This window comes from Type-C symbiont of Plautia stali (assembly GCF_059730935.1).
Map to the genome: position 1 here is coordinate 2,114,276 of NZ_AP035923.1, position 11,268 is coordinate 2,125,543.

Annotated in this window: 12 protein-coding genes; 8 read left to right on the top strand and 4 right to left on the bottom strand. The window is 56.2% G+C overall.

Annotated features, from left to right (window positions below; genetic code table 11):
* Nucleotides 1-11: 11 nt before the first annotated feature.
* Nucleotides 12-1,376 carry an LLM class flavin-dependent oxidoreductase gene (locus AC6I7J_RS09905; protein ID WP_058758573.1) on the top strand — a complete coding sequence of 455 codons (1,365 nt, stop codon included), beginning with the start codon at nt 12-14 and terminating at the stop codon, nt 1,374-1,376.
* On the opposite strand, the gene AC6I7J_RS09910 is transcribed toward AC6I7J_RS09905, so the two are convergent.
* Both AC6I7J_RS09910 and curA read right to left on the bottom strand, forming a co-directional pair.
* Nucleotides 1,373-2,638, bottom strand: coding sequence for an SfnB family sulfur acquisition oxidoreductase (locus AC6I7J_RS09910; RefSeq protein ID WP_166710158.1), 1,266 nt, complete (start codon nt 2,636-2,638; stop codon nt 1,373-1,375). The two genes, AC6I7J_RS09905 and AC6I7J_RS09910, sit on opposite strands and share 4 nt — an antisense overlap.
* A 150-nt stretch (nt 2,639-2,788) precedes the next feature.
* Nucleotides 2,789-3,814: an NADPH-dependent curcumin/dihydrocurcumin reductase gene (gene curA / locus AC6I7J_RS09915; protein WP_058758571.1), complete on the bottom strand. Its 1,026-nt coding sequence runs from the start codon at nt 3,812-3,814 to the stop codon at nt 2,789-2,791.
* Between the two features lie 257 nt (nt 3,815-4,071).
* Here curA and AC6I7J_RS09920 point away from each other — a divergent pair, with 257 nt between their 5' ends.
* The 3 genes from AC6I7J_RS09920 to AC6I7J_RS09930 are packed head-to-tail and all read left to right on the top strand — an operon-like array spanning nt 4,072 to nt 6,088.
* Nucleotides 4,072-4,725: a hypothetical protein gene (locus tag AC6I7J_RS09920; RefSeq protein WP_058758570.1), complete on the top strand. Its 654-nt coding sequence runs from the start codon at nt 4,072-4,074 to the stop codon at nt 4,723-4,725.
* 2 nt (nt 4,726-4,727) lie between these two features.
* Nucleotides 4,728-5,438: a hypothetical protein gene (locus tag AC6I7J_RS09925; RefSeq protein ID WP_498005525.1), complete on the top strand. Its 711-nt coding sequence runs from the start codon at nt 4,728-4,730 to the stop codon at nt 5,436-5,438.
* The gene (locus tag AC6I7J_RS09930; protein ID WP_498005527.1) at nt 5,438-6,088 is read left to right on the top strand and encodes a hypothetical protein; all 651 of its coding nucleotides are present in this window, start codon (nt 5,438-5,440) and stop codon (nt 6,086-6,088) included. The genes AC6I7J_RS09925 and AC6I7J_RS09930 overlap by 1 nt, the downstream gene beginning before the upstream one ends.
* 102 nt (nt 6,089-6,190) lie before the next feature.
* Here the strand turns inward: AC6I7J_RS09930 and AC6I7J_RS09935 are convergent, their stop codons facing one another.
* Together AC6I7J_RS09935 and AC6I7J_RS09940 are read right to left on the bottom strand one after the other, a co-directional pair.
* Nucleotides 6,191-6,541, bottom strand: a complete 351-nt coding sequence (locus AC6I7J_RS09935; RefSeq protein ID WP_021506022.1) for a DUF3147 family protein — start codon at nt 6,539-6,541, stop codon at nt 6,191-6,193.
* 46 nt (nt 6,542-6,587) lie between these two features.
* Nucleotides 6,588-6,863: a metal/formaldehyde-sensitive transcriptional repressor gene (locus AC6I7J_RS09940; protein WP_498005529.1), complete on the bottom strand. Its 276-nt coding sequence runs from the start codon at nt 6,861-6,863 to the stop codon at nt 6,588-6,590.
* Nucleotides 6,864-6,984: 121 nt separating this feature from the next.
* On the opposite strand from AC6I7J_RS09940, the gene AC6I7J_RS09945 reads away from it, so the two are divergent.
* From AC6I7J_RS09945 to AC6I7J_RS09960, 4 genes are all read left to right on the top strand, one after another.
* Nucleotides 6,985-7,167, top strand: a complete 183-nt coding sequence (locus AC6I7J_RS09945) for a DUF1289 domain-containing protein (protein ID WP_021506023.1) — start codon at nt 6,985-6,987, stop codon at nt 7,165-7,167.
* A gap of 267 nt (nt 7,168-7,434) precedes the next feature.
* Entirely contained in the window at nt 7,435-8,505 is a 1,071-nt protein-coding gene (locus AC6I7J_RS09950; protein ID WP_498005531.1) for an amidohydrolase family protein, read from the top strand.
* Complete coding sequence (locus AC6I7J_RS09955) at nt 8,480-9,754, top strand: MFS transporter (protein ID WP_058774671.1); 1,275 nt, start codon at nt 8,480-8,482, stop codon at nt 9,752-9,754. The genes AC6I7J_RS09950 and AC6I7J_RS09955 overlap by 26 nt, the downstream gene beginning before the upstream one ends.
* Before the next feature lie 321 nt (nt 9,755-10,075).
* Nucleotides 10,076-11,191, top strand: a complete 1,116-nt coding sequence (locus AC6I7J_RS09960; RefSeq protein WP_394516599.1) for a lactonase family protein — start codon at nt 10,076-10,078, stop codon at nt 11,189-11,191.
* Nucleotides 11,192-11,268 lie beyond the last annotated feature (77 nt).

Sequence of the window (11,268 nt, forward strand, 5' to 3'; positions counted from 1 at the left end):
GAGGGTAACGGATGCCTTCACCGTTTTTGCTGTTTGCGTTCATGATGAATGTCCCTGGTCATCTCTCTGCCGGATTGTGGCGACATCCCCAGGATCAGGCGCACCGCTATACCGAGCTGGATTACTGGACGACCCTCGCGCAGCAGCTTGATACCGCAGGTTTTGATGCGCTGTTCATTGCTGATGCGCTGGGACAACTGGATGTATGGCAGGGCAAGCCGGACGCGGCGTTGCGCCTGGCCGCTCAGATGCCGGTGAACGATCCGCTGCTGCTGGTCTCCGCCATGGCGGCCGTCACGCAGCACCTCGGTTTCGGTATTACGGTCTCTGCCACCTACGAACATCCTTATTTGCTGGCGCGCAAGTTCACGACGCTTGATCATCTCACCCGCGGGCGTATCGCCTGGAACGTGGTGACTTCCATGCTTGATTCCGCGGCGCGCAATCTGGGTTTGACCCGGCAGCTGCCGCATGATGAGCGTTACGATCGCGCACAGGAGTTTCTGGATGTGACCGCGAAGCTTTGGGAAGGCTCATGGGAGGAAGATGCGGTTAGCCGTGATAAAGCCAACAGCCTGTATAGCGATCCGCAAAAAGTGCACGCTATTCAGCATTATGGTCGCTGGTATCAGGTGCCGGATGCACATCTCAGTGAGCCCAGCCCACAGCGCACCCCGGTGCTGTTTCAGGCTGGCACTTCGGCACGCGGTGCGCAGTTTGCTGCCCGTAACGCAGAAGTCATTTTCCTCGGTGGCGTCACCGCGCAGGCGATTGCCAGCGATATTCAGCGCATTCGTCAGCTGGCCGTGGCAGAAGGGCGCGATCCGGCGTCGCTGCGTTTTGTCACAGCCATCACGGTGATCACGGCCGAAGATGATGCCGCCGCCCGGGCCAAACTTGAGGATTATCAGCAATACATCAGTGAAGAGGCTGCGCTGGCGCTCTTCTCGGCGTGGACCGGTATCGACTGGTCGCAGGAGGATCCGGACATGCCGCTGGCCTTTCGCGAAACCGACGCCTGCCGTTCGGCGCTGGCCAGCCTGACGCGAATTGACGATCAAAAACGCTGGACGCTGCGTGAGGCAGCACGCTACATCGGTATCGGTGGTCTGCATCCGTTGCTGGTGGGCGGCGGCGAAACCATTGCCGATCGGCTGGATCAGTTTGCGGCAGAATCGGGCGTGGACGGCTTTAATCTGGGCTGGGCTATTAGCCCGGGCAGCTTCAACGATTTCATTGCCTGGGTCATGCCGGTGCTGCGCCAGCGCGGGCGGGTGCGTCCTCAGCCAGCACAGCCGTTAACCTTGCGTGAACGTCTCACGGGTCAGCCGCGCCTGGCAGCTGACCATCCGGCAACGCGCTTCCGCCGCCCTTAGCTCCACGCATGGCGCGGCGGCGGCGTGCCGTTGAGATAATAATTACCCACGTGGTAATACTTCCAGCGCACCGGATCGTGCAGCGTATGGGTGCGCGCGTTGCGCCAGTGGCGGTCCAGATTAAACTCCTGCAGCGTGGCGCGGGTGCCAGCCAGCTCAAACAGTTTGTTACCGGCAAGCAGAGCGATCTCCGTCGTCAGCACTTTGGCCTCGGCGGTGGCCACGGTCGCGCGTGCCACGCTGGTTTCATCGGGCTGCGCCAGCGCGGCGTCAATCGCTGCTCCGGCCTGCCACAGCAGCGCTTCGGCAGCGTGCAGGCGGATTTTCAAATCACCGACTGCCGCCAGCGTGAAGTGGTCATCGGCAGCGCGCGCCTGGCCACTGTCAATCCACGGCCGCGAGCGTTCGCGAACAAATTGCAGGGTGTCTTCAATGGTGCCGCGCGCAATACCGACATCCACCGCCGCCTGAATGATCTGTGAAATCGGCCCGGCAGCGGTTGGCCGCTCAAACGCCTGCCAGGTTGGAATAACGCGCGACAGCGGGGCGCGGACATTCTCCAGCAGTACGGTACCGGAAGCCGTCGTGCGCTGACCAAAGGCCGACCAGTTATTAATGACGCTGATGCCCGGCGTGTCGCGATCGAGCACAATCAGATGCGCCCGGTCCTGCTCGTCCAGCGCCACGGCATGGATTCGATGCGCCAGCAGCGCGCCAGTGGCATAAAATTTTTCCCCGTTAATCACCACCTCATCACCGTCACGCCGAAAGCGCGTCTGAAAATCGGCGACCGTGCGGCCATGCTTCTCCGAGAAGGCGTTACCCCAGCGCAGCCCGGCCAGTACCTCGCTCAGCAGTACCTGTTTTTGTGCTTCGCTACCGTCTTCCAGCAGATGGGCCACACCGGCCAGATGGTTTTGCGGCAGCTGACCGAGCGCCGGATCGGCAGCTGAAATGATGGCGATCACCCTGGCCACGGTGGTCCACGACACGCCCGCTCCGCCCCAGGCTTTGGGGATGGCCATTGCCCACAGGCCGCTTTGCGAGAACGCATCCAGCTCTTTGAGGGGCAGAATGCCCTCACGATCGCGCAGTGCCGCCTCGCGCGCGAAGCTGGCCGCCAACTGATGGGCTACGGCGATAGCTTCCGCATCGTCGCGAATGATATGCGCGGCGCCAGCCGGTAATGGCACCGGTGCTTCCGTCTGTTGCGTATTGACTTTACGCGGCAGCGCCGCGGAGTCGGCTAAGGTCAGCGACATAATGACTTCTCCGGTAGAAGAGGATAGAGGAGGGCATCATCGCATGCGCACGCGGAGGGCTTATATCTCAATAGCGGTTAAGCAAAGCGCAAAAAAGCCTTAGTGCTCGCACACTAAGGCCGGATTTACAGTCGGGGAGAGAACCGCTGGCTACGCCACTTTCACCACGGTTTTGCCGAAGTTTTTGCCTTTCAGCATGTCAATAAACGCCTGCGGCGCATGCTCCAGCCCTTCTACCATGTGTTCGCGGTACAACACTTTTTGTTGCTCGACCAGCGGCGTCATCGCCTGCAGGAATTCCGGATAGCGATCGCCATAATCCTGGAAGATGATGAAGCCCTGCATACGGATGCGGCGTTTCAGAATCCCGCCCATGATCAGCGGCGTGCGATCGGGGCCGGGTGGCAGTTCGCGACTGCTGTAGCCCGACACCAGGCCACACACCGGCACGCGCGCGGCGGTGTTGAGTAGCGGGAAGACGGCATCGAATACTTTGCCGCCGACGTTTTCAAAATAGATGTCGATACCGTCCGGGCAGGCGGCCGCCAGCTGTTCTGCGAAATCGTCACGATGATGATCGATACAGGCGGAAAAACCGAGGGTGTCAATCGCGTAGCGGCACTTCTCCTCACCGCCGGCCACGCCGACGACGCGGCAGCCATTCAGCTTACCGAGCTGACCGACCGTGGCACCCACCGGTCCGGTGGCGGCGGCGACAACCAGCGTTTCACCGGCTTTGGGCTGACCGATATCCATCAGGCCCATGTAGGCGGTAAAGCCCGGCATACCCAGAATACCCAGCGCCCAGGATGGATGGGGCAGATGACCAATTTTAGTCACGCCAGTGCCATCGGACAGGGCATAGCTCTGCCAGCCGCTGGCCGCCAGTACCCAGTCGCCGGCGCTGAAATCCGGATGCTGCGATTCCGCCACCTGGCATACGGTGCCGCCGACCATCGGCTGGTCGAGTTGCGCCGGCGGCGCGTAGGATTTGCTGTCATCCATGCGGCCACGCATATACGGGTCGAGCGACAGATAGTGGGTGCGCAGCAGCATCTGTCCCGCCTGCACCTGCGGCAGCGGTTGTTCGACAAAGCGGAAGTTCTCTTTCACCGGCTCGCCGTCCGGGCGTGACGCCAGCAGCCAGGCGTGATTGAGTGAAGCGTGTTGAGTCATAGCATTTCCTTGTTTCTGCGCGGGTAAAACAGCAAGTGTAGCCAATGATCGGGCATGGAATGGATGATTGATGCGGGGCCAGATGTGCCATCTCGCCATAAGAGACTTTCTTCTGAGCAGTTTCTGTGGGTCGCCATGCCCGCTATTTTGCTGGTAGCCGTGGATTAAGCAGTGCAAAGTTTTTCTTGCTTTCCTGCCTGAAAGGAAACAGCATTGTCCTGCGTCCCGGGACATAGGACAGGGTGAGGTTAGCCGATATGAAAGGTCAAGACATTTTATTGCTGCTAAAACTGGTATCGCTGCAGCGCCAGGAAAAAAATTTAAACGATAGTGAAGGCCTCAAAACGGACGTACTATCGTGGCAGGACTGGGAAATCACGGAAGAAGATGAGTTGAAGCAACAAGGCATCATTGAGTCAGGGGGAATTGAAGCTTATCGGGAAAGCCTTTATACCGTTCGTGGCCTGGAAAGAACCACGGGTATAAGCAAAACCCAAATCGCCGATTCAATCAGGCGATGTACAGATATTGGTCTGGTCCGTAAAGACCGTAAATATGGCGTGCCGAGAACCAATAAGAAATCCCTGCTGGAATTTTTTATCTACGGAATCAAATATGTTTTCCCTGTTAAGATGGGAGAGTTGACACGCGGAATAGCCACCTCTTTCTCTGCACCAGTGTTGAATGAAAAATTATTCAGCGCAGGTGAACTGGTGGCTGTCTGGCCTGATGAACGTGCAAAAAGCAAAGGTTTAAAAGTAACACCTTTATTTCATTCCGTGCCCTATGCTGTCAGGCAGGACGGTGACCTCTATGCAATGCTTGCACTCGTGGATGCTATCCGGCTTGGAAATCCACGAGAAGCGGGGGTTGCCGCCAAAATGCTGGAAAATATGTTTACGGAGATGTGATCATGGAAGCTACCCAACAACATCGTATGCTGGTAGAAGTGGCTCGTGCTCTGGGTGCTGATTTGGTAAATCAGGTCACTTTTGTCGGGGGATGCACTACGGCGCTTTTACTGACAGATGAAGTTACGGCAGAGCAGGTACGGCATACAGACGATGTGGATTTAATTGTTCATGTAATTAGTTATACAAAATATTATGCTCTTCAGGAGGAGTTACAAAGAAGAGGATTTAAAATAACGGCACCGGATCCAGATGAAAACATTCCCATTTGTGCAATGCAACTCAATGAACTGCGTGTGGATATTATGCCGGATGATGAATCTATCCTTGGATTCAGCAACAGATGGTATAAAAAAGCCATGCAAAACGCCATTGATTATAGGTTATGTGAAGATATCACCATAAAGCTCGTTTCCCCGGATTATTTTGTTGCCACCAAACTCGAAGCCTGGCTTGGCAGGGGTAAGGGAGATGCATTGACCAGTCGCGATATTGAGGACATCATCAATTTGATTGATGGCCGTGAGGAACTTATCGATGAACTGAGCAATACCGCAGATGCAGTTAAAGCATTTATCTCCGAACAATTTAGCCGACTACTGGAAGATAGTAATTTTGAATATGCAGTAAGCAGCCAAAGCAATATTAACCCTCAGCGTGAGCGTATTATATTTGAACGCATTGAAGAAATAGTTGCCAGGACTTCATGCTAATGCAAATTTCATGGAAAAGTCAGCAAGGCGTCTCTCGTAGTGATAATAATGATTATGTCGCCATCAGTGCTAGTGACGGCCGCTTTATTGCAGTTATCGTCGATGCATTAGATAAAGGTAGGGCGCCTCGTCGCCTGGCTGAATATTGGGCGAAAGCACTATCAAGGCAGTATACAAAGCACAAACATGCATCAGTTGTGTCGCTTCTGAAAGAGATTCACCGCACACTCATTCCTGACTATCTTACCGAAAGTGCCAGCTATACACTTATTGATTTAGACATAGAAGGGCGAAGCGGAAAGGTCATTTATGTCGGCGATTGCAGGTTAGGTATAAGCAATAATAGCAAAACTAACTGGGTGAATGAGCCCCATATTATGGTTAACACTTTCCCTGGGCTGGGTGACGGCTATGCTAACATTCTCACCCGCGTGCTAAAAGCACGGCGCTTTACATTACCAGATCAGATAAGTTTTGAATGGCGAGATGGAGAGATGCTACTGCTTTGTACCGATGGTTACTGGCGCTCCGAAAGCGATAATCAAGAATTCGCTCATGATGATACCAGTGTGCTTATAGTGAGGCCTGAAAATTCAGATTTAACCATTACTATTGATTCGGATTGTGACAACTTTTCAGTGATCGATTAAAGCTGAAAGCCAGTTGCATTGACCGTTAGTAATTCCCGCTCCTCGTTCGCCAACAGAGCAGATGAGCCAGCCTAAACCCGCAGGAATTGATGCGGCTTGCGTTTACATCAGAATGATACCAAACCGCTTCAGCAACAGCGCCCATAGGGCGAACAGCACCACGGTAATCACGCAGGAGAGTAACAACGTGAGCCAGAAGCCGGCGCGCTGGTAAAAAAACGGAAACAGGATAAACATCGGCAGTGTCGGCACCACATACCAGAACGTATACCATGCGTGAGCGGCAATTTTTTCCTGCGTTTGTCCCTCTATTTTCATCCAGATAAGCACCAGCAGGGTGACCAGCGGTAAAGCGGCGAGCAGGCCGCCCAGACGATCGCTGCGTTTCGCGGCTTCTGAGATCAGTACCACCATAAAGGCGGTTAACGCGTATTTTGAGATTAGCCAGAGCATCGTTGTTCCCGATAATTATCATTAAGCCGACTGCGTGCCTGAGGTTCTATTTCAGGTAAGAACGAATGACCGCGACGATCTCTTCCAGATCCTCACTTCGCGCCTGCGGCGTAGCCTCTGCGTTCATCAAATGTTCGCGTATATGGCCTTCGAGCAATTCGCTCATCAGGCCATTAATAGCGCCGCGCACTGCCGCGACCTGCTGCAGTACCTTGATGCACTCTTCACCCGATTCGACGGCGGTTTCCAGCGACGCCGCCTGACCTTTTATACGTCGAATGCGGGTGAGCAAGCTTTTCTGATTTCTCAGGGTATGGGCCATTACTGCCTCCGGTTGATCATGTTCTATACTGGGGTATAGTATATAACTCACTTTACGGCGCTTTCGGGCCGCCTGCAACTGATTACCCCGACATTGACATCCAAATCCCAGGAGGCTGGATATGGCCGCAAAATCGCCGTGCATCGATCTCTGTGTGTTTGATACGAAAACCGGCTGGTGCGAAGGATGCGGACGCACCCGTGGGGAAACCCAAAGCTGGCGTAAGCTTTCGCCTTATCATCGCAAAGCGACAGAGCGGGCGCTTCCGGCGCGCCTGAAAGCGCTTAAAACCCGAGAGGCGTAGTCTTGTTCGTCAGGTCGAGGCGACACACATTGAGGGTGACGCTGCTGCCGGGGAATGAAACCTGACGGTGTAGCAGGACATTTGTGATTAACATCTTACTTACATCATTAACATCCCCTTTTTGCTGGCTATCGGTTATGCGGTGAATCTATAGTCAATTTACTATGTAAAACTGTGTTTTATCTGGTGCAACTCATGGTTTAGCCGATGAGGTATGCCAGCAGCGTTTCAGACCTGATTTAAATCAGGCAGTTAAGAGGGGATACTATGGAGATCGTTAACGCACCGCATCTGCCAGTCAGAGAGCACTGGCTGGCACTGCATCATGAACCCGCTTTGATGCCCGACCTGCCGATGGTCGATGCGCATCATCACTTATGGGACCGCCAGTCGGGGCGTTATCTGGCGCCTGAATTCAGCCACGATATCGAAACGTCCGGCCACCGGATACTCTCCACCGTCTACATTCAATGCCGTTCAATGCTGCGCCGTAACGGACCGGAGGCCTTCAAACCCGTCGGTGAGGTGGAGTTTGCCAGCGGCGTTGCGGCAATGTTTGACAGTGGCCATTACGGCGCGGCGGCAGGCTGTGAAGCGATTGTCGGCGGTGCCAGCCTGCTGGCTGGCGATGACCTGCTGCCGGTGATTGAAAGCATGACGGAACGTTCAGGGGGACGATTACGCGGGATGCGTAATCCGCTGGCCTGGCACGATGACCCACGCGTGGTATCCAGTCCCGTGACGCCGCCCGCCGGTCTGGCGGCCAGTGCCGCATTCCGGCGCGGTGCCGAATGCCTGGCCCGCAAAGGACTGTCGCTGGATGTCTGGGTTTATCACACCCAACTCGATGAAATCGCTGAGCTGGCACGGGCGCTACCCGATCTGCACATTGTTGTGGACCATTGCGGCGGGCCGATCGGTAGCGGGCCGTATGCCGACAAACGGGATGCCACCTTCCAGGAATGGAAAAAGGCCATCATCGCGCTGGCGGCGTTGCCAAACGTGAGCATCAAAATCAGCGGTTTCGGCATGACCGTCATGGGCTACTCCTTCGCCCAGCACGCCACGCCACCGGACTCCCTGACGCTTTCGCAGGCCTGGCTGCCGCAGTTTGAAACCCTGGTTGACGCATTTGGCGTCGGGCGCTGTATGTTTGCCAGCAACTTCCCGGTCGACAAAGGGATGTTCAGCTACGGCGTATTCTGGAATGCCTGTAAAAGGCTGGCTGAGCACGCTTCGCCGACCGAAAGAGAACAGCTGTTCTGGCGCACCGCGGCTGCACGCTATCGCTTATCCTCCCTGGAGAATATGGATGAATATCAAATCAAGACTGCATGAAGCGCCTCCCCTGGCGCAGGATGCGTCCGCTGCAGCGATCTCGTATACATCGGCAGAAAAAAGGACGCTGGCGCTGGGCGGGTTAGGGTGGACGTTTGAAAGCTATGACTCGTTTTTGCTCTCGCTGTTATTACCGGTACTGGGCGTGGTATTTGATGTCAGCAAAACGGAACTTGGCGTGTTTATCAGCACAACAGCAGGCGGGCAGATTATTGGTGGCATTCTTTTTGGGCTGGTTGCCGATAAAATCGGACGCGTCAGAACGGCCTTCATCTGTATCGCCATCTATTCACTCTTCTCCGGACTGCTGGCGTTCTCCCACAATCCTCAGGCGTTTGCTGCGCTGCGATTCTGCGGTGCGCTGGGTATGGGCGGCATGTGGACGTCAGGAGCGGCACTGATCGCCGAAACATGGCGTCCGGAACGTCGTGCACGCGGTGGCGCGCTGATGCAAATGGGGTTACCGGTGGGGGCGATCCTGGCGATTGGCCTGACGGCGCTGGTGACGGCCCTGACCGGCGGGCTGGAAAACGGCGGCTGGCGCTACCTTTTCATGATTGGCGCACTGCCGGTGTTTATCATGATGGTCATTGCTTATATCACGCCTGAATCACCTGTCTGGCTGGCGCGCCAGCAGGAACGCGCTCACCGCCAGAACAAAACGGCAGGTACCGGCAAAATCAACCTCAAAGGATTGCTGCTGGCATTTACCTTTATCTTTTTCATTCAGTACCTGTTCTGGGGCGTATTCACCTGGACGCCAACCTATCTTCGTGAAGTTAAGCATCTTGATTTTCTTCACAGCCTGAAATTTGTGCTGGCTCTGCAAACCGGTGCCATTGCTGGCTTCCTGGTGTTCTCACTGCTGGCCGATAAGTGGGGGCGCAGGCCGATGTTTCTGCTCTATCTGTTTATCGGTGCGGTGGCGGTCGGCATGTATCTGGCGACCACTCAGCCGCTGATTCTGATGGTCGCCATCTTTATGGCAGGTTTTGGCGTAAACGGTATTTTTGCCGGCTCCGGTCCTTTCCTCGCCGAGATCATTGGCGACACGCAGTCACGCGGCTTTTTGATGGGGCTGGCGTATAACGGCGGGCGCCTGGGCGGCTTTATCGCGCCGCTACTGATTGGTTTTGTGGCCAGCGTTGGTGGATTCACCGCCGGGCTGGCCACCACGGTGATCGCCTTTCTTGCCGCGATGGTGGTGGTCTGGTTAGCGCCAGAAACCAAAGGCGTGAAGTTGCAGTAAGCTGTGCACCTGTCGCGCAATCGGCAGGTTAAAACCTGTGACACGGTTGAACACCTGACGCGCTGTCAGGTGTTCAGCCAGTTGTGTGGTATACCCACCGTAGCCAGAATCATCACCGCAAAATCCTGCACCACATCGCGGCCACGCCAGGTGAGCGCGCGCACAAACCCGGACAAAACATCAGGTTCGCCGGCGCGCTAATTGCCTGATTAGCATGGCTTGCTGGAGAAGTGCCCAGGTGACGTCGGGCAATCTCACATAACAGGCGCATGCTTTACTGCGTATAACCGGGTCTGATTACCCCTCATCAAGGAGAACACCATGATAAACAGCCTGCGCACCGTTACGCTGCTGGCGGCAATGACGGTGAGCGCGCCACTGCTGGCGCAGACCTTTGTTTACGTATCCGCCGCCGACGACGGCACCATCGCGCGCTATACGCTGGACGCACGCAGCGGCGCTTTGCAGCTGCTTGGCCACACTGAGGCCGGGGGCAAAGTGATGCCGATGGCGCTCAGTGCGGATCACAAAACGCTGTACGCGGCGATTCGCAGTAAACCGCTGCAACTGGCGAGCTGGCAGATTGACTCGCAGAGCGGCGAGCTGAACAACCGGCACACCGTGCCGGCTGCGGCCAGTTACCCCTACATCAGCACTGACCGTCAGGGACGCTTTCTGCTGGGGGCCTCTTATGATGGCGACGTGGTGCAGGTTTACCGCCTGACAGCCAGCGGCACCATCGCTACGCCGCCGGTCGGCAGCTATAAAACCGGTCATGCGGCGCATTCGGTGATTATCGATGCCAGCGGTCGTCACGCTTATGTGGGCAATCTTGGCACCGATCGCGTGCTGCAGCTCAGGCTGGGCGCAGACGGCACGCTCAGCGCCCTCGGCAAGGGGGAGGTAGTAACCGCCGCCGATAACGGTCCGCGTCACTCAGTGTTGTCGCCGGATAATCGCTATCTGTACAACATTGGTGAAATGGGCGGCATCATTACCCAGTTCCGGCGCGAAACCAGCGGCGAACTGGTGAAAGTGGCGGAAACGCCCAACGCGGTGGCGGCACAGTATCATCTGCAACATGGCCGTGAACGGCCGCCGGGTTACAGCGACAGCACGCCGCGCATCTGGTCAGCGGATATCCAGCTGACGCCGGACGGGCGTTTTCTGTATGTCAGCGAGCGCACCAGCAGTACCGTGAGCGGTTATCGTGTTAACCAGCAGGATGGCAAACTGACGCTGATCGGCAGCTGGCCGGTGGAGAAACAGCCGCGCGGCATGGCGATCAGCGCCGATGGCCGCTGGCTGGTGGTGAGCGGTGAGAAGAGTGCGGTTATTGGCAGCTACGCGATTGAGGCGCGCAGCGGGGCGTTGCAGCGGGTGGGCGAGGCGCCAGCCGGCCGGGACGCGAACTGGGTGACCATCGTCAGCTATTAAAATGATCGGGCGCAGGAAACTGCGCCTTATTGCGCGAAATTATTTTATGGATAGCATCGTCCGGCAGCAAAGTGTGA

Coding starts and splice junctions, on each gene's coding strand:
- AC6I7J_RS09905 (WP_058758573.1), top strand. CDS start 12: ATGCCTTCACCGTTTTTGCTGTTTGCGTTCATGATGAATGTCCCTGGT.
- AC6I7J_RS09910 (WP_166710158.1), bottom strand. CDS start 2,638: ATGTCGCTGACCTTAGCCGACTCCGCGGCGCTGCCGCGTAAAGTCAAT.
- curA (WP_058758571.1), bottom strand. CDS start 3,814: ATGACTCAACACGCTTCACTCAATCACGCCTGGCTGCTGGCGTCACGC.
- AC6I7J_RS09920 (WP_058758570.1), top strand. CDS start 4,072: ATGAAAGGTCAAGACATTTTATTGCTGCTAAAACTGGTATCGCTGCAG.
- AC6I7J_RS09925 (WP_498005525.1), top strand. CDS start 4,728: ATGGAAGCTACCCAACAACATCGTATGCTGGTAGAAGTGGCTCGTGCT.
- AC6I7J_RS09930 (WP_498005527.1), top strand. CDS start 5,438: ATGCAAATTTCATGGAAAAGTCAGCAAGGCGTCTCTCGTAGTGATAAT.
- AC6I7J_RS09935 (WP_021506022.1), bottom strand. CDS start 6,541: ATGCTCTGGCTAATCTCAAAATACGCGTTAACCGCCTTTATGGTGGTA.
- AC6I7J_RS09940 (WP_498005529.1), bottom strand. CDS start 6,863: ATGGCCCATACCCTGAGAAATCAGAAAAGCTTGCTCACCCGCATTCGA.
- AC6I7J_RS09945 (WP_021506023.1), top strand. CDS start 6,985: ATGGCCGCAAAATCGCCGTGCATCGATCTCTGTGTGTTTGATACGAAA.
- AC6I7J_RS09950 (WP_498005531.1), top strand. CDS start 7,435: ATGGAGATCGTTAACGCACCGCATCTGCCAGTCAGAGAGCACTGGCTG.
- AC6I7J_RS09955 (WP_058774671.1), top strand. CDS start 8,480: ATGAATATCAAATCAAGACTGCATGAAGCGCCTCCCCTGGCGCAGGAT.
- AC6I7J_RS09960 (WP_394516599.1), top strand. CDS start 10,076: ATGATAAACAGCCTGCGCACCGTTACGCTGCTGGCGGCAATGACGGTG.